Source organism: Streptomyces sp. NPDC054834 (genome assembly GCF_053611185.1).
Genome location: NZ_JBSGZV010000086.1, coordinates 1 through 19422, shown reverse-complemented (window position 1 = coordinate 19422; position 19422 = coordinate 1). Strand labels below are relative to the sequence as shown.

Genomic DNA, 19422 nt, shown 5'->3' with positions numbered 1-19422 from the left:
CACGACGCCCGGGCGGCCTCCCCGACCACCGCGTTCGCCCTCTCCCGGCTCGCCGACCCCGACACCCTGCACCACACCCCCATCGGTGTCTTCCGTGACATCGAGCGGACGGTCTACGACACGCAGATGGCAGGCCAGCTCGACACGGCCGTCGAGCGGCAGGGCAAGGGCGACCTCGCGGCGTTGCTGGCCGGCGGCGACACCTGGACGGTTGTCTGAGCGGATCCGCGCGGCTCACCGGTACAAGGGGCCCTTTAACCCGCCCGGTCATCATCCGGCCGCGCGCCAACCCACCACCCGGGCGACCCTGCCCGACGGACGAAGGAGCACGCCGCACCATGACCCTCCCCGACGCCCACAGCGAGTCGTGGATCCGGCGCTTCCACCCTGCCACCGGCCGGCCCTGCCGCCTGGTGTGCCTCCCGCACGCCGGCGGCACCGCGTCCTTCTTCTTCCCCTTCTCGCAGCGGCTCGCCGCCCACGCCGACGTACTGGCCGTGCAGTACCCCGGCCGTCAGGACCGCCGACTGGAACCGGCCCTCGACTCGGTCGAGGAACTCGTGGCCGCCCTGCACGCCGCCCTGCGGCCCTACGACGACCTGCCGCTGGTCCTCTTCGGGCACAGCATGGGCGCGGTCCTGGCCTTCGAGCTGGCGCGCCGGATGGAACGGGAGGGCGCCGCCCCACTCGGCCTGATCGTCTCCGGACGGCGGGCCGTCGACATCCTGCGCGACGACCGCGTCCACACCCTCGGGGACGCCGCGCTGATCGAGGAGGTCCGGGTACTCGCCGGCACCGACCCCGGGCTGCTCCAGGACGAGGAGATCCTGCGCATGGTGCTGCCCGCCCTGCGCGCCGACTTCAAGGCCGTCGAGACCTACCGCTACCGCCCGGACGGCTCCGGACCGCCGCTGCGCTGCCCGCTGAGCGTGCTCACCGGCACCGCCGACCCCCGGGTCTCCCTGGAACAGGCCATGGCCTGGCGGGAGCTGACCGAGGGCCCCTTCGGCTTCCGCAGCTTCCCCGGCGGCCACTTCTACCTCGCCGCCCAGCAGGACGCGGTGTCCACCGCCGTCGCCGAGGACCTCCGCTCCTTCGCCGAGGGACGTGCCCCCGCGGCCGTCCGCTGAAGCCGGCCGGCCGCCCGGCAGTTCCTGCCGTGCAGCAAGTCCCGCCCCCATCCGGTCCCTCACGGCGCGCCCGCCTTCCTAAGCTGCCCGAACGGCCAAGGAACGCGACCGGAGAGGAGACGGCTCATGGTGCTCCTGCACCGCGACGACGAGTGCGCGCGCCTCGACAAGGTCCTGCACGCCTGCGCCGCCGGCACGGCCGGGCTGGTACTCGTCGAGGGCGCCGCGGGCTGCGGCAAGACGCGGCTGCTTCAGTACGCGGCCGATATCGCCGCCGACAGCGGCCTCACCGTCGTCCAGGCCGCCGCCGACCCCGCCGTACGCAACCGGGACCACGCCCTGCTGCACCGCCTCACGGCCGCCCTGAGCGCACCGGACGCGGCACCGGCACCGGAACACGGCAGGACACCCGAGCCGGACCCGGCCGCGACCAGGACGGACGGGGAGGGAACGGCCGGAGCGGGACGGCCCGAGGCCCCCGACGTGCCCGGCCGCACCATCGATCCCGACGCCGACGCGACCGCCCGTTTCGCCGCCCTGCTGCGCACGGCCTGCGCCCGCGGTCCGCTGCTCCTGTGCGTCGACGACGTGCAGTACGCCGACCGCCGCTCCCTCGTCGAACTGCTGCGCCTCACCCACACCCTGCGCGGCGCGCCCCTGCTCACGGTGTTCGCACAGACCCCGCACCACCGTACGGGCTACCCGGGGCTGCACACCGAACTGCTGCGCCACCCTGGCTTCGTCCGCATCCGCCTCACCCGTCTGGAGGACCGCGGTACCGCCGAACTGGCCCAGTACTGGGGTGCCCCCGACTCCCCGGCCGCCGTCGGCCGGCTGCACCGCCTGAGCGGCGGCAACCCGCTGCTGCTGCGCGCCCTGCTGGCCGAGACGGGCACCGGACCGGACGGCTCCGCCGAGGACGCCGGGGTCGAGCCCGAATCCGGGGGCCCGTTCGCGCAGGCCTACGCGACCTGTCTGCACCGCTGCGGCTCCGCGGCCCGCCGCCTCGCCCTCGCACTCGCCGTCCTCGGTCCCGACGCCGACACCCGGCGCGCCACCCGGCTCGCCGGCCTCGGGCCCGACGCGGCCACCCGCGCCCTGGCCACCCTCGACACCGCCGGCCTCGCCGTCGGCGCCCGCCTGCCCCACCCCACCGCGGCGGCGGCCGTGCTCGCCGCGCTCAGCCCCGCACACCGCCGGTCGCTGCACCGGGACGCCGCCCGCGTCCTCCATCACGCCCTGGCCGAACCGGCCGCCGTGGCCGGTCAGTTGCTCGCCGCCGGGACGGCCGCGCACGACTGGGAGATCCAGGCCCTGCGGGACGCCGCCCGCCAGGAGACGCAAGCGCACGGCGACCCCGAACGAGCCGAGGCCCTCCTGCGCCTGGCCCGCTCCGGCTGCGCGGACGAACTCATCCGGCTCCGGATCACCCTCCAACTGGCCGCCCACACTTGGCGATTACACCCCGCAAGGGCCCACCGCCAGCTCGACGAGCCGCTCGCCGCACTGCGTGCCGGCCGGCTCTCCGCCACCGACGCCACCTGGCTGGCCCGCCAACTGGCCGCACAGGGACGTGTCGAGGAGGCCGACGAGGCCCTCGGACGGCGGGCCGGAGCGGCCCCGAGCCCACTCCCCGACGCACCCCTCGGCGATCTGCTCGCCCGGCTCCCGGCCGCCACCCCCGCACGCCCCGCCGACCCCCCGGCCGGCGCCGCCGCCCGCTGGCTCCACCCCGGCACCGAGGACGACGCCCCGGCCGCCGAACGACTGCTCACCCGCACCCCCCTCACCCAGGCCACCTTCGAACCCCTCGGCCACGCCCTGCGCACCCTGGTCCAGCATCGGCCGCACCGCGCCGTCGTCTGGTGCCGGCGTCTCGGCGAGCAGACCCCGGCCCGGCACGCGCCCGGCTGGCAGGCGGCCTTCGCCACGGCGCACGCCGACGCCCTGCTGCGGCTCGGCGACCTGGCCGGTGCGCGCCGGGAGGCGAGCGCGGCACTCGGCCACCTCACCGGCCGCGGCGGCCCGTTCCTCCTGGCCCCGCTCGCCCTGCTCGTCCAAGCGCTCACCGACCAGGGCGAGTACGCCACGGCCGCCCAGCACCTTCAGCCCGCTCTGCCCGGCGAGGAGCCGTACGCCACCGTGCACGCGCTCGCCTTCCTCCGCGCACGCGGACGCTACGAACTGGCCACCCAGCGCCCCCAGGCGGCCCTGGAGGAGTTCCTGGAGGTGGGCCGGCTCGCCGTCCGCTGGGGTACCGACCACCCCGGGCTGCTGCCCTGGCGCACCGACGCGGCCGAGGCCCTGCTGCACCTCGGCCGCCCCGCCCGGGCGCAGGCCCTCGTGACCGAGCAGCTCGCGCTGCCGGAGTCCGGCGGGGCCCGGCTGCGCGGGACGTCACTCCGGCTGAGCGCGGCCACCGCCGTACCCGGGCGCCGCACAGAGCTGCTGAGCGACGCCGTCGGCGCGCTCCGGGACAGCGGTGACCGGCTGGAACTCGCCCGCGCCCTCGCCGATCTCGGCTCCGCCCTGCAGATGAGCGGCGAGGGCAACCGGGCCGGGACGATCACCCGGCGCGCCTGGCAGCTGGCCGCCGACTGCGGTGCGGCCCCGCTGTGCGAGCAGATACTCCCCGTCCGCGGCGCCGAGCCCAGTGCCCGCGCCGACGCCGCCCCCGACACCGGACTGCTGAGCGACGCGGAGGAACGAGTGGCCACCCTCGCCGCCCAGGGCTACACCAACCGCGAGATCGCCGGAAAGCTCTTCGTCAGCGTCAGCACCGTCGAACACCACCTCACCCGCGTCTACCGCAAGCTCGGCATCTCCCGCCGTCGCGATCTGCCCGCCGACCTGCGGACACGGCCGCTCGAGCCGACGGCGGTCCCGCCTCGCTGAGCAAGACCACCGCAAGAGGCGCTTTAGCACCCCTCATGAGGATGGACGCGCGACATGCGTGCTTTCGGCTCGTGCGAATCATCCCGTGATTCGGCGTGTGAACAGAAATGGAGACCGCCCGCCGTGCTTTCGAATTCTGACGCGCCGCTCGATTCCCTTTCCAACGACCCGATCGCCGTGGTCGGAATGTCGTGCCGCCTTGCCGGTGCGGAGGACACGGGCCGTTTCTGGGAGTTGCTGGAGGTGGGCCGGGAGGCGGTGGGTGAGGTGCCGTCCGGGCGGGGTGATGTGGGGGTGTCCCGGGGTGGTTTCCTGCCGGTGGTGGATGCTTTCGACGCGTCGTTCTTCGGGGTCAGTCCGCGTGAGGCGGCGGCGATGGACCCGCAGCAGCGGTTGATGCTGGAGTTGGTGTGGGAGGCGTTGGAGGGTGCGGGTGTGGTGCCCGGGGCGCTGCGTGGTGAGCGGGTGGGTGTGTTCGCCGGCGTCATCCAGGACGATTATGCGGCGTTGACGCGGGCGGCGGGTGCGGGGCGTTTCGGGACGTTCACGTCGACGGGTCTGCACCGGTCGATCGTGGCGAACCGGGTGTCGTATTTTCTCGGTTTGACGGGTCCGAGTCTGGTGGTGGATTCGGGTCAGTCGTCGTCGTTGGTGGCGGTTCATCAGGCGTGTGAGTCGTTGCGTAAGGGTGAGTGCTCGGCGGCGATTGCGGGTGGGGTGAATTTGCTGCTGGCGCCGGAGACTTCGGTGGCGGTGGAGCGTTTCGGGGGGCTTTCCCCGGAGGGTCGTTCGTATGTTTTCGATGCGCGCGCCGATGGTTATGTGCGGGGTGAGGGCGGCGGTGTCGTCGTGCTGAAGCGGCTGGCGGACGCGGTCGCCGATGGTGACGACATCGTGTGTGTCATCCGTGGCGGTGCCGTCAACAACGACGGCGGCGGCACGGGCCTGACCGTGCCGTCACCGGACGGGCAGGCCCGGGTCCTGCGCTCGGCACTCGCGAACGCGGCCGTGGACCCGTCGGACGTGGCCTATGTGGAGCTGCACGGTACGGGCACGCCCGTGGGCGATCCGGTCGAGGCGCGGGCGCTGGGGGAGGCCTACGGCTCTGGTGGGCGTCCGGCGCCGCTGGTGGTGGGGTCGGCGAAGTCGAATGTGGGTCATCTGGAGGGTGCGGCGGGTGTCGTCGGGCTGATCAAGGCGGCTTTGTCGGTGCGGGCGGGGAAGGTTCCGGCGAGCCTGAACTTCGTCTCGCCGCATCCGGACATCGATCTGGAGGGCTGGGGTCTGCGGGTGCAGACCGGGCTGGGGGAGTGGCCGGTGGAGGGCGTGCGAAGGGCGGGCGTTTCGTCCTTCGGCATGGGCGGCACCAACGCCCACCTCATCCTCGAACAAGCCCCCGAGCAGACGGTTGCCGAGGCCGAGCCGGAGACGGGTGCGCCGCTGCCCTGGGTGCTGTCGGCTCGATCGGCGGAAGCGCTGCGCGAGCAGGCGGCTCGGCTGCGGGAGCTCGTGACCGCCGACTCCTCGGCAGGGGCGCGAGACGTGGCGTTCTCGCTGGCCACGACCCGGACGGCGTTCGAGCACCGGGCCGTGGTGCTGGGTAGCGGTCATGCCGAGCTGCTGAAGGGGCTGGGCCTGCTGGCCTCCGGGGAACCGGGGGCGAGCGTCGTGCGCGGGGTCGTGCGGGAGGGCGGTCGTACGGCGTTCTTGTTCACCGGGCAGGGTAGTCAGCGGGCCGGGATGGGGCGGGAGCTGTATGCCTCGCAGCCGGTGTTCGCGGAGGCTTTCGACGCGGTGTGCGCGGCGGTCGACCCGCATCTCGCACACCCGCTGAAGGAGGTGGTCTTCGGCGAGTCCGAGCTGCTGCACCAGACGCAGTACACGCAGGTGGCGCTGTTCGCGGTGGAGACCGCGTTGTTCCGGCTGGTGGAGTCCTTCGGGGTGCGCCCGGACGTCCTGATTGGGCACTCGGTCGGTGAGCTGAGCGCCGCGCATGTGGCCGGGGTGCTGTCCCTGGCCGACGCGGGGGCGCTGGTGGCGGCGCGGGGGCGGCTGATGCAGGCCGCGCGTGGGGGCGGGGCGATGCTCGCTGTCGCCGCCCCTGAAGCCCAGGTCGCGCCGGTGATAGCGGAGTTCGCGGGCAGGGTGGACCTGGCGGCCGTGAACGGGCCGGCTGCGACTGTCATCTCCGGGGACGCGGACGCGGTGGAGGAGATCGCCGAGCGGTTCACCGGTGAGGGCGTGAAGGTGAAGCGGCTGACGGTCAGTCACGCCTTCCACTCCCCGCACATGGACGAGGCGCTGGAGGAGTTCACACAGGTCGCCTCGACCCTGACCTTCAACCCGCCGACGACTCCGGTCGTCTCCAACGTGACCGGCCGGCTCGCCACAGCCGAGGAACTGACCGACCCCGCCTACTGGGCCCGCCACATCCGCGGCACGGTCCGCTTCCACGACGGCATCCAGACCCTCGCCGCCGACGGCGTCACCACCTACCTCGAACTCGGCCCGGACCCGGTCCTGACCGCGATGGTCCAAGGAGACCTAGAAGCTGGGGAGTTCACGGCAACGTCCGTACTCCAGAAAGCCAAGGACGAACAGCGTACGTTCCTGTCCGCGCTGGCCACCGCGTACACCGCCGGATCAGAGGTCGACTGGCGCACGGGCGGACGCCGTGTCCTGCTGCCCACGTACGCCTTCCAGCGCAGGCGCCACTGGATCGACGCGCCGGGTACTGGGGCCAGGGAGCCGGAGGAGGCCGCTGCTCCCAAGGGCTGGGCCGAGAAGCTCCAGGCGCTGACCAGCGAGCAGGGCGACCGGATCCGCATCACCATGATCGCCGCGCTGGTGCGCCGGCACACCGTGGAGATCCTCGGGTACGAGAGCGCGGACGAGGTCGACCCGGCGCTGTCCTTCAAGGAGCTCGGTTACAACTCCCTGACGGCGGTCGAACTGCGCAGCCGCCTGAACGCCGACCTCGACCTCTCCCTGCCCTCCTCGTTGATCTTCGACTATCCGACGCCCAACGCCCTGGCCGAACACATCGTGCGGGGGCTTCTGGAACTGCCGCACGTGACGGCACCCCCGGTAGAGGGCACGGACGAGCCGCTGGCTGTGGTGGGGATGGCGTGCCGGTATCCGGGTGGGGTGGCCTCGCCGGAGGAGCTGTGGCGGTTGGTGGCCGACGGGGTGGACGCGATCGGCGGCCTGCCCGAGGATCGTGGCTGGGACGTGGAGGGTATCTACGATCCCGAGCGGGGTGTGAGCGGCAAGACGTATGCCCGGCACGGTGGTTTCCTGTACGACGCGGGGGAGTTCGACGCCGAGTTCTTCGGGATCAGCCCGCGTGAGGCGGCCGCGATGGACCCGCAGCAGCGGCTGTTGCTGATGACCGCGTGGGAGGCGCTGGAGCGCGCCGGAATCGACCCGCACACTCTGCGCGGCAGTGACACCGGTGTCTTCGCGGGAGTCACCGCTCAGGACTACGGTCCCCGCCTGCACGAACCCGCCGACGGTTTCGAGGGCTATCTGCTCACGGGTGGGACGGCGAGTGTCGCCTCGGGGCGGATCTCGTACTCGCTGGGTCTGGAGGGTCCGGCGATCACGGTGGACACGGCGTGTTCGGCGTCGTTGGTGGCCCTGCATCTGGCGGTGCGGGCGCTGCGGGGCGGGGAGTGCTCGCTGGCGTTGGCGGGTGGTGCGGCGGTGATGGCGACGCCGGGGATGTTCGTGGAGTTCTCCCGGCAACAGGGGCTGGCTCCTGACGGCCGCTGCAAGGCCTTCTCGGACACGGCGGACGGCACCGCGTGGGCCGAGGGCGCGGGTCTGGTCGTTTTGGAGCGACTGTCGGACGCCCAGCGCAACGGACACAACATCCTGGCGGTGATCCGGGGCAGTGCGATCAACCAGGACGGTGCGTCCAACGGGCTGACCGCGCCCAATGGTCCCTCGCAGCAGCGGGTGATCCGGCAGGCGCTGGCCGACTCCGGTCTCACGGCCGCCGATGTGGACGCCGTCGAGGCGCACGGCACGGGGACGAGGCTGGGTGACCCGATCGAGGCGCAGGCCCTGATCGCCACCTACGGCCAGGACCACGGCCGCGAACGGCCGTTGTGGCTGGGCTCGTTGAAGTCCAACATCGGTCACTCGCAGGCGGCGGCCGGCGTCGGCGGTGTCATCAAGATGGTGATGGCGCTGCGCCACGGTGTGCTGCCGCGCACCCTGCACCTGGACGTGCCGACCACGCACGTCGACTGGACGGCCGGCGCGGTCTCTCTCCTCACCGATCAGCAGGAGTGGCCGGACCTCGACCGCCCGCGCCGCGCGGCGGTGTCCTCGTTCGGTATCAGCGGCACCAACGCCCACCTGATCCTGGAACAGGCCCCCGAGACCGCAACCCAGTCGCGGACCGCCGTCCCGGACATGGCCGTCCCGTGGGTGCTCTCCGCCCGCACGGAAGAGGCCCTGCGCGACCAGGCCGCCCGCCTGCACGCCCACGTCGAGGCCGATCCCGGCCTCGCCCCCGCCTCCGTGGCCCGGGCCCTGGCCACCACCCGCGCCACCTTCGAACACCGCGCCGTCACCATCGGCACCGACCGGGCGCAGCTGCTCGCCGGGCTGGCGGCGCTCGCGGCGGGGGAGGAGACGGCCAGTGCGGTCGTGGGCGAAGGGAGCGGAGGCGGTACCGCGTTCGTGTTCCCGGGCCGGGCCGGCGACGGGGGATGGGTCGCCGGCATGGCCCGACTCGCCGACGAGGTACCGGAGTTCGCCGCTCGGCTCGACGACTGCGCCGAGGCCCTCGCCGGACTGGTCGACTGGGATCCGCGCTCGGCGCTGCGCGGGGAGCACGTTCCGGAGCGCGAGGACGTCGCCCGGCCTCTGCTGTGGGCGCTCGGCGTGTCGCTGGCCGGGCTGTGGTGGTCCCTCGGCGTGGTGCCGGACGCGGTCGCCGGGCGTGGGGTGGGGCAGGTGGCCGCCGCCTGCGCGGCCGGTGCGCTGAGCCTGCGGGACGGGGCCCGGGTGGTCACCGTGCCGGACGGCGACGAGACGGTGGCCCTGGAACTGCTCGCGTCCCTGCGGCCCGGCACGGCCGCGATCCCCGTGCTCGGGGCGACGGGCGCACCGGTGGACCCGGCCGCCCTGACCCCCGCGTACTGGCTGGAGTGCCTGCGCGAGGCGCCGGGCGCCGGGGACGGACCGCTGGGGGCCGAAGCGGGCGACGGGATCACCGCCTCCGTCGCGTGCGGACCGGAAGCGGTGGCGCCCGGCGGCGAGCCGGGCGGCGCCCACCAGCTGCTGCTCACCGCGGCCCGCCTGCACGTACGCGGTGTCCTCATCGACTGGTCGCGGCTGCTTCCTCAGGCCCCGCCGGTAGCGCTGCCGACGTACCCGTTCCGGGGCCGGCACTTCTGGCTGGCGCCCGCGCGGTCCGCCGGGGACGTGACGGCGGCCGGGCTGGGTGCTGCCGGCCATCCGCTGCTCGGCGCGCTGGTGCCGGTGGCCGGTGGCGAGGGCCTGCTGTTCACCGGCCGGCTGTCGCTGCGCACCCACGGCTGGCTCGCCGACCACACCGTCGCCGACACCGTGCTGCTTCCCGGGACCGCGTTCGTCGAGATGGCGCTGCGCGCGGGCCGGGAGACGGGCTGCGACCGGCTGGCCGACCTGACGCTGGAGGCGCCGCTGCCGCTGGCCGCCGAGGGCGTGCAGGTGCAGGTCGCCGTGGACGCGCCGGACGCGGCGGGCCGCCGCGCGGTGAACGTCTACTCCCGGCCCGAGCAGGACGACGACGAGGACACCGGCGAGCGGATCTGGACCCGGCACGCCTCCGGTCTGCTCGAACCCGCCGACGAAGCCGCCGAACCCGAGGCCACCGCCTGGCTCCCCGAGGACGCCGAGCCCGTCGACACGGCCTTCCTGTACGAGGACCTGGCCGCCCAGGGCTACACCTACGGCCCCGGTTTCCAGGGCGTACGCGCCGCCTGGCGGCACGGTGGCGACAGCTTCGCCGAACTCGAACTGCCCGAGGAACTCACCGGCGACGCCACCTCGTTCGGCATCCACCCGGCGCTCCTGGACGCGGCCCTGCACGCCGGGCTGCTGTCGGACGGCGGTACGGACGGCGGGCCCGCCGAGCCCAGGCTGCCGTTCGTGTGGTCCGGGGTGCGGCTGTACGACGTCCCCGCGCCCCGCACGGTGCGGGTACGGCTGACCGCGACCGCACCGGACACCCTCGCCCTGGACGTCACCGACCCCACGGGCAGGCCGGTGGCCCGCGTCGAGTCGCTCGCGTTGCGCCGGGTCCCCGCGGGCACACTCACCCGGGTACAGGGCACGCGCGGGCTGTACGCCCTCGACTGGACGCCCGCTCCCGCCGAGGCGCCGGCGGCCGGCTCGTGGGCCCTCGTCGGCGCCGACACCCCGCTGGCCGCGCGCCTCACCGCGGCCGGCACCCCGGCCGCCCGGTACGCCGACACGGCCGCCCTGCTGACTGCCGTCACGGCGGGGGAGGCCCTCCCCGACCAGGTCCTCCTCGCCGTGGCGGCACGGGACGACGACGGCGACGACATCCCCGTACGCCTGCGCGACCGCACCCACCACATCCTCACCGAGCTGCAACACTGGCTGGCCGCACCGGAGTTCGCGCGGACCCGGCTCGCGGTGGTCACCACGGGAGCGGTGGCCGTGCGGGACGGCGACGACGTCACTGACCTGGCCGGAGCGGCCGTCTGGGGCCTGCTGCGCACCGCCCAGACCGAGCAGCCGGGGAGGTTCACCCTGGTCGACCTGGACGACCTGGACGACCCGGACGACTCAGCCTCCCTCGACGTCAGCCGCGTCCTCGGCTCGCAAGAGCCGCAACTCGCCCTCCGCAACGGCGAGATCCTCGTACCGCGCCTGGTACGGGTGGCCGAGACGGGAGCCGAACGGGAGGAGCCGCGGCTCGACCCCGAGGGCACCGTGCTGGTCACCGGCGCCTCCGGCACCCTGGGTGGGCTCTTCGCCCGGCACCTGGTCACCCGGTACGGGGCCCGCCGGCTGCTGCTGGCCAGCAGGCGCGGCGCGGACGCCCCCGGTGCCTCGGAACTGGCTCAGGACATGAGGGAGTCGGGCGCCGAGGTGACCTTCGCCGCCTGTGACGTCTCCGACCGGGCGTCGGTGGCATCGCTGCTGGACGGCATCCCGGCGGCGCACCCGCTGACCGCCGTCGTGCACACCGCGGGCGTGCTCGACGACGGCACCGTGACCTCGCTGACCCCGGACCGGTTCGACACCGTCCTCGCACCCAAGGCCGACGCGGCCTGGCACCTCCACGAGCTCACCCGGGACGCCGACCTCGCCGCGTTCGTGCTGTTCTCCTCCGTCACCGCCGTCCTCGGAAACCCGGGCCAGGCCAACTACACCGCCGCCAACGGCTTCCTGGACGGTCTCGCCCACCACCGGCACGCCTCCGGGCTGCCCGCGACCTCCCTCGGCTGGGGCCTGTGGGGCGAGGCGACCGGGCTCACCGGACACCTCGACCAGGCCGACCTCGCCCGGATGACCCGGGGCGGCATCGCCCCGATGGAGACCGCGCAGGGCCTCGCCCTGTTCGACGCCGCCCTCACCGCGGGCCGCCCGGTGCCGGTACCGGCCCGGATCGACCTCGCCGCGCTGCGGGCCGACGCGGGCACCGGGCAGCTGCCCGCTGTCCTGACCGGCCTGGTGCGCGTACCGGCCCGCCGGACCGGGCGCGGCGCGGGCGGCGCGGACGGGGAGTGGGCCCGTACGATCGCCGCACTGCCCGCTGCCGAGCGGCGCGCGGCCGTCGCCCCGGTGGTGTCCGCCCAGGTCGCCACCGTGCTCGGGCACGACACCCCGGCCCGCGTCGAGGAGGGCCGCCCGTTCCGTGAGGCCGGCTTCGACTCGCTCGCCTCGGTCGAACTGCGCAACCGGCTCGGCGCGGCCACCGGCCTGGCCCTCTCCCCGACCCTGGTCTTCGACTACCCGACGCCCGGCGCCGTCATCGACCACCTGACCGAACTGGTCGCCGGACCGGACACTGGCCCGGACCACGAGGTCACCGCCGCCGTACCGCACCGGGCGACCGACGCCGATCCGGTGGTCATCGTCGGCATGAGCTGCCGCTACCCGGGCGGCGTGGCCTCCCCGGAGGACCTGTGGCGGCTGGTGCGGCAGGGCGTCGACGCGGTCGGCGAGTTCCCCGCCACCCGGGGCTGGAAGGTCTCCGAACTGTACGACCCGGACCCGGACCGGATCGGCCGCAGCTACTCCAAGGAGGGCGGCTTCCTGTACGACGCGGACGCTTTCGACGCCGAGTTCTTCGGCATCAGCCCCCGTGAGGCGCTCGCCACCGACCCGCAGCAGCGGCTGCTGCTGGAGACCGCGTGGGAGGGCCTGGAGCGGGCCGGGATCCCGCCCGCGGCCCTGCGCGGCAGCCGGACCGGCGTGTTCGCGGGCGTCATGTACAACGACTACGCCTCCCGGCTGCACCCCGCGCCCGAGGGATACGAGGGCCACCTCGGCAACGGCAGCATGGGCAGCGTCGCCTCCGGCCGGGTCGCCTACACCCTCGGCCTGGAGGGCCCGGCGATCACCGTCGACACCGCCTGCTCCTCCTCCCTGGTGGCCCTGCACCTGGCGGTGCGGGCGCTGCGCGAGGGGGAGTGCACCCTGGCCCTGGCCGGCGGCGTCACCGTGATGTCCACGCCCACCACCTTCATCGAGTTCAGCCGGCAGCGCGCCCTGTCCTCCGACGGCCGCTGCAAGGCGTTCGCGGAGTCCGCCGACGGCACCGGCTGGGCCGAGGGCGTCGGCATGCTGGTCCTGGAGCGGCTGTCCGACGCCCGCCGCAACGGCCATGACGTCCTCGCCGTCGTCCGGGGCAGCGCGGTCAACCAGGACGGCGCCTCCAACGGCCTCACCGCACCGAACGGCCCGGCCCAGCAGCGGGTGATCCGCCAGGCCCTCGCCAACGCCCGGCTGACGGCGGCGGACGTCGACGCCGTCGAGGCCCACGGCACCGGAACCAAGCTCGGCGACCCGATCGAGGCACAGGCGCTGATCGCCACGTACGGGCAGGACCACGGCCCCGAACGGCCGCTCTGGCTGGGCTCGTTGAAGTCCAACATCGGTCACTCGCAGGCGGCGGCCGGCGTCGGCGGGGTCATCAAGATGGTGATGGCCATGCGGCACGGCCGGCTGCCGCGCACCCTGCACGTCGACGCCCCCAGCCCGCACGTCGACTGGTCGGCGGGATCGGTGTCCCTGTTGACCGAGGAGCGGGACTGGCCGGAGCTGGACCGTCCCCGCCGGGCCGCGGTGTCCTCCTTCGGCATCAGCGGCACCAACGCCCACGTCATCGTCGAGGAACCCGCCGCACCCCTGCCCGCCCCGGCGCCGTCCGCCGACCCGTACACCGGCCCCCTGCCCTGGGTGCTGAGCGCCCGCTCCGCCGACGCCCTGCGCCAACAGGCTGCCCGGCTGGCGGAGTTCGCCTCGGCCGAGCCGGCGCCCGCGGCGGCCGACATCGCGCTCTCCCTGGCCACCACCCGCACCGTCTTCGACCACACCGCGGTGGCCCTGGGCTCCTCCGCCGCCGAACTGCTCGCCGGGCTCGACGCGCTCGCCCGCGGCACCGACTCGCCCCACCTGCTGCGCGGCGGCTCGGCGCGCCGGGGCCGCACCGCGTTCCTGTTCACCGGGCAGGGCAGCCAGCGCCCGGGCATGGGACGGGAGCTGTACGAGACCGAGCCGGTGTTCGCGGAAGCCTTCGACGCCGTGTGCGCGCACCTGGACCCCCGGCTGGAACACCCGCTGAAGGACGTGGTGTTCGGCGAGTCCGAACTGCTGCACCAGACCCGCTACACCCAGACCGCCCTGTTCGCCCTGGAGACCGCCCTGTTCCGGCTCGCCGAGCACCGGGGCCTCGTCCCCGACCTGCTGATCGGGCACTCGGTGGGCGAGCTGACCGCCGCGCACGCGGCCGGGGTTCTGTCCCTGTCGGACGCCTGCGCGCTGGTCGCGGCCCGGGGCAGGCTGATGCAGGCCGCCCGCGACGGCGGCGCGATGCTCGCCGTGCGCGCCGCCGAACCGGACGTACGGCCGCTGCTCGCCGCGTATCCCGGCCGGGTGGACCTGGCCGCGGTGAATGGGCCCGCCGCCGTCGTGGTCTCCGGCGACGCCGACGCGGTCGCCGAACTCGCCGACCGGGCACGGCAGTCGGGCCTGAAGACCCACCGGCTCACGGTCAGCCACGCCTTCCACTCGGCGCACATGGACGAGGTGCTGGAGGAGTTCACCCGGATCGCCTCGACCCTGACCTTCAACCCGCCGGCGATCCCGGTCGTCTCCAACGTGACCGGCCGGCTCGCCACAGCCGAGGAGCTGACCGACCCCGCGTACTGGGCCCGCCACATCCGCGGCACGGTCCGCTTCCACGACGGCGTCCGCACCCTGCACGACCAGGGTGTGACGACCTACCTGGAACTCGGCCCCGACCCCGTGCTGACCGCCATGGTGGGCAACGCGCTCGAGGAGCGGACCGGCGAGGACGACGAGCCCGCCGTGACCGCCGCCGTCCTGCGCGCCGGACGCCCCGAACAGCGCACCGTCGCCGCCGCGTTCACCGCCGCGCACACCCAGGGGCCGGTGGCCCTCGCGGTCGCGGGTGGCGCGCCCGCCGACTGGCTGGACCGGCTCACCCGGCACGGCGCCCGCCGGGTCGACCTGCCCACCTACGCCTTCCAGCGCACCCGCTACTGGCTCCAGGCGCCCGCCGCCGCGGCCGACACCGCCGCGACCGGGCAGGACACCGCCGACCATCCGCTGCTCGGCGCCCGCGTGCCGCTCGCCGACGGCTCGGGGCTGCTGTTCACCGCCCGGCTGTCCCTCGCCGGCCACCCCTGGCTCGCCGACCACCTGGTGGCCGGACGCGTACTGCTGCCCGGCGCCGCCCTCGCCGACCTGGCCGTACACGCCGGCGACCAGCTCGGCTGTGACCGGGTCGAGGACCTCACCCTGCGGGCGCCGCTGGTGCTGCCCGAGGACGGCGCGCTGCGCCTCCAGGTGTCGGCCGGACCCGCCGACGCCTCGGGCCGGTACCCGTTCGCCGTCCACACCTGCCCCGACGACGGCTCCGGCGCCGCCGACTGGACCCGGCACGCCGACGGCACGCTGACCGCCACCGGCACCACCGCCCCGGCCCCCGAAGCATGGGCGCAGGCCTGGCCGCCGCCCGGCGCCGACCCGGTCGACACCGACGCACTGGACGAGCGGCTGGTCGACGCCGGACTCGGCTACGGGCCCGCGTTCCAGGGACTCACCGCCGCCTGGCGGCACGGCGACACGCTGTACGCCGAGGTACGGCTGCCCGCCGACGCCTCCCCGAACACCGGCCCCGACCGGTTCGGCATCCACCCCGCCCTGCTCGACTCCGCGCTGCGGCCCCTCGCGCTCGGACCCACGGGCGGCGCCTCCTCCGCCGACACCGGCCAGGCCCACATCCCCTTCGCCTGGAGCGGCCTGACCCTGCACGCGACCGGCGCGAGCGCCCTGCGCGTCCGCATCACCCCCGCCGCCGCCGAAGGCAGTGTGACCCTGGACCTCGCCGACCCCTCCGGCGCACCGGTCGCCCACGTGGACACCCTCGCCCTGCGCGCCCTGCCCGCCACAGGACAGACTCCTGCCGAGTCCGGCTCCGGGCTGCTCGCCGTGGACTGGACCCGGATGGAGCCCACCGCCGTCGACGCCGTCCCGGCCGCCCCGGCCGACTGGGCCGTGCTGGACGGCCCGTTCACGCACACCGTGCCCGACACCCTGCCCGGCGTACGGCTCACCGGCCTCGCCGCCGCGACCGCCCCCGGCGCGCTGCTCGCCCGAGTCACCCCCGACCCCGACCCCGACCGTGCCGACCCCGCGGACACCGCGCGCGCCGCGCTGACCTCCGTACTGGCACTGCTACAGGACTGGGCCGCACGGGAGGAGACGGCCGGCGTCCCGCTGGTGCTGCTCGCCCGGGGCACCGCCGCCGTGCTGCCCGGCGAGGTCCCCGACCCCGCCTGCGCCGCCGTCGCCGGACTGCTGCGCACCGCGCAGGCCGAACACCCCGGGCGGATCCTGGTCGTCGACACGGACGCCGACGACGCCTCCGCGCAGGCGCTGCCCGGAGCCGTGGCCCGCGCCCTGGCCGACGGCGAACCACACCTCGCGCTGCGCGCCGGACAGCCGTACGCGCCCCGGCTCGTCCCCGTCGCCCCCTCCGCCGAGCCCACCGCCGGGCCCCTCGACCCGGACGGCACCGTGCTGCTCACCGGTGCCACCGGCCTGCTGGGCGGACTGGTCGCCCACCACCTGGTCACCGCGCACGGCGCGCGACGTCTCCTGCTGGTCAGCCGGCGCGGGCCGGACGCGCCCGGAGCTGCCGAACTGGTCGCCTCGCTTGCCGAGTCGGGCGCCGAGGCGACCGTCGTGGCCTGCGACACCGCCGACCGGCGGGCGCTCGCCACGCTGCTCGACGCCATCCCCGCCGCACACCCGCTGACCGCCGTCGTGCACACCGCGGGCGTCCTGGACGACGGGGTGCTCACCTCGCTCACCCCCGCCCGTCTGGACGCCGTCCTGCGGCCCAAGGCGGACGCGGCCCGCAACCTGCACGAACTGACCCGGGAGCGCGAGCTGTCGGCGTTCGTCCTGTTCTCCTCGATCGCCGCCACGGTCGGCACCCCCGGCCAGGCCAACTACGCGGCCGCCAACGCCTTCCTGGACGCCCTCGCCCGGCAGCGGCATGCCGCCGGGCTGCCCGCCACCTCCATCGGCTGGGGCCTGTGGGGCGGCGGCGGGGGCATGGGCGAGGAGCTCAAGCAGAGCGACCTCGCCCGGCTGGCCCGCTCCGGCATCGCCCCCATGAGCCCCCAGGCCGCCCTGGACCTCCTGGACCGGGCGCTGGCCGGCACCCACCCGGCCCCGGTCGCCACCGCCCTGGACCGGGCGGCGCTGCGCGGCCGCGCGGCCGCGGGCGAGCTGCCCGCGCTGATGCGCTCGCTGGTCCGCGTCCCCGTCCGCCGCACGGCCGCGGCCGCCGCGGCCGACACCACCGGGCCGGCCGCCCTGGCCGCCCGGCTGGCCTCACTCACCGCCGACGAGCGGGCCGCGGCCGTACGGGAACTGGTGGTCACGGAGATCGCCCACGTGCTCGGACACCCCGACGCACGCGGCATCGGCGCCGAACGCGGCTTCACCGAGCTGGGCTTCGACTCGCTGACCGCGGTGGATCTGCGCAACCGGCTGATCGCCGCCACCGGCCTGCAACTGCCCGCCACGCTCGCCTTCGACCACCCGACCGCCGCCGCCCTGGCCACCGAACTCGCCGACCGGCTCGCCCCGGCCCAGGACACCCGGCCCTCCTCGCTCTCCGCCGAACTGGACCGCCTGGAGGCCCTGCTGGCCCGCACCGCCGGTACCGCCGAACACGCCGAGGCCGGCGAGCGGCTCGCCGGCCTGCTGCGGACCTGGCAGGCCGCGCAGGCCGGCGACGCGGACGAGGCGGACCTCGACTCGGTCACCGACGACGAACTGTTCGCCGCCCTGGACGGCGAACTCGGCCTGTAGGTCCGACCGGCAAAAGCCGCAACACTCGCAACACCGGCAACACCGCAATATCCGCAACACCCGCAATATCCGCAACACACCGGAGGTATCCCGGAGATGGAAGAGAGGCTCGCGTGAGCACTTGGCGCGGCAACCCCTGGGCGGTGCTGACCACACTCGCCCTCGGGTTCTACATGACCCTGCTGGACCTGACCATCGTGAACGTCGCGATGCCCGACATCATGTCCGACCTCGGGGCCTCGCTCGACCAGGTCCTGTGGGTGGTCAGCGCCTACGCCCTGGTCCTGGCGGTCCTGCTGATCACCGCCGGCCGGCTCGGCGACCTGTACGGGCCGAGGGCGCTCTTCCTGGCCGGCGTCGTGGTCTTCACGCTGGCCAGCGTGGCGTGCGGCCTGGCCCAGAACCCGGCCGAACTCATCGCCACCCGGGGGGTGCAGGGCCTCGGCGCGGCCCTCATGGGCCCGCAGACCATGACCATGATCGTGGCGGTGTTCCCGGCCGAACGGCGGGGCGCGGCCATGGGCGTGTGGGGCTCGGTCGCCGGCGTGGCCACGATCTCCGGGCCGACGCTGGGCGGGCTGCTGGTCAGCGCGGCCGGCTGGCGCTGGATCTTCTTCGTCAACCTGCCGGTCGGCCTCGCGGTCCTGGCCCTGACCCTGCTCGTGGTGCCCGACATCCGCACCGGCCGCGCACACCGCTTCGACGTCACCGGCGTGCTCCTGGCCAGCGCCGCCCTGCTCGCCCTGTGCTTCGGCCTCCAGGAGGGCCAGCGCTACGACTGGAACGGGGCCATCGTCGCCTGCATCGCGGCCGGCGTCGTCCTCATCGGCGTGTTCCTGCTGCACCAGCGGGCCCGGCAGGACCGCGAGCCGTTGCTGCCCTTCGCCGTCTTCCGCAACCGCAACTTCACCCTGATGTCCACGGTGACCGGCCTCGTGGCCCTGTCGATGCTGGGCCTGGTCCTGCCCTTCAACCTGTACCTTCAGTCCAACCTCGGCATGAGCCCGCTGCGGGCCGGCCTCACCCTGGCACCCTCCCCGCTGGTGTCCATGGCCGTCGCCCCGTTCGCCGGCCGCATGTCGGACCGGATCGGCGGCAAGTACGTCCTGATGTTCGGCCTCCTCGCCTACGGCACCGGAATCGCCCTGGTGAGCGGACTGGCCGGCGCCGACAGCCACTGGTACACCTTCACACCGGCCCTGCTCGTCACCGGCATGGGCACCGGCTGCCTCCTCGCACCGCTGGCCGCCGAGGCGATGCGCAGCGTCGAACCCCGGCTCGCCGGAGCCGCCTCCGGCGTCAACAACACCATCCGGCAACTCGGTTCGGTCATCGGCTCGGCGGTGGTCGGCGCGATCATGCAGCACCAGCTGATCAGCGAGATCCACTCCGGCGCCGACTCCCGCGCCGCCCGACTCCCGGCCGGCGTACGGGAGAAGTTCACCGGCGCCTTCGCCTCCGACGCCACCCGCGACGCCGGCGCACACCAGGTGGCGGCCGCCGTACCGCACGACCTGGCCGCCACGGCCGAGAAGCTCGCCCGCGAGGTGTACTCCGACGGCTACCTGTCGCTGCTGCACTCCACGCTGCTGCTCCCCGTCGGCGCCCTGAGCCTCGGCCTGATCGCCGCGCTGGCCGCCACCTCGCACGCCCGCCGCACCGCCCCCGCCCCCCAGCCGAAACCCACCGCTGCGGCGGACGCCACGACCACCTGACCCCACCGACCGGACGGCGACACGGGCCGCCGTCCGGTCGACGCGAAGAACAGGCCGCCCCGACACCGGTGTCGGGG

4 protein-coding genes and 1 pseudogene are annotated in these 19422 nt (G+C 74.7%); all 5 read left to right on the top strand.

Translation table 11 applies throughout. The features are described from left to right. Positions 1-219 (top strand): annotated as a pseudogene (locus tag ACWGJM_RS47690) (2-oxoacid:ferredoxin oxidoreductase subunit beta); the annotation flags it as partial. A 119-nt stretch (positions 220-338) separates the two neighbouring features. After that, positions 339-1130 carry a thioesterase II family protein gene (locus ACWGJM_RS47685; RefSeq protein ID WP_453418047.1) on the top strand — a complete coding sequence of 264 codons (792 nt, stop codon included), beginning with the start codon at positions 339-341 and terminating at the stop codon, positions 1128-1130. A gap of 126 nt (positions 1131-1256) precedes the next feature. Further along, the gene (locus tag ACWGJM_RS47680; RefSeq protein ID WP_453418046.1) at positions 1257-4025 is read left to right on the top strand and encodes an AAA family ATPase; all 2769 of its coding nucleotides are present in this window, start codon (positions 1257-1259) and stop codon (positions 4023-4025) included. Positions 4026-4148: 123 nt separating this feature from the next. After that, positions 4149-17630 (top strand): SDR family NAD(P)-dependent oxidoreductase, encoded by a 13482-nt coding sequence (locus ACWGJM_RS47675; RefSeq protein WP_453418045.1) that lies wholly within the window; start codon positions 4149-4151, stop codon positions 17628-17630. A gap of 113 nt (positions 17631-17743) precedes the next feature. Continuing rightward, positions 17744-19345: an MDR family MFS transporter gene (locus ACWGJM_RS47670; RefSeq protein WP_453418044.1), complete on the top strand. Its 1602-nt coding sequence runs from the start codon at positions 17744-17746 to the stop codon at positions 19343-19345. Positions 19346-19422 lie beyond the last annotated feature (77 nt).

Bases quoted from the DNA above. Each gene is read 5' to 3' on its own strand.
- ACWGJM_RS47685 (WP_453418047.1), top strand. From the start codon at position 339: ATGACCCTCCCCGACGCCCACAGCGAGTCGTGGATCCGGCGCTTCCAC.
- ACWGJM_RS47680 (WP_453418046.1), top strand. From the start codon at position 1,257: ATGGTGCTCCTGCACCGCGACGACGAGTGCGCGCGCCTCGACAAGGTC.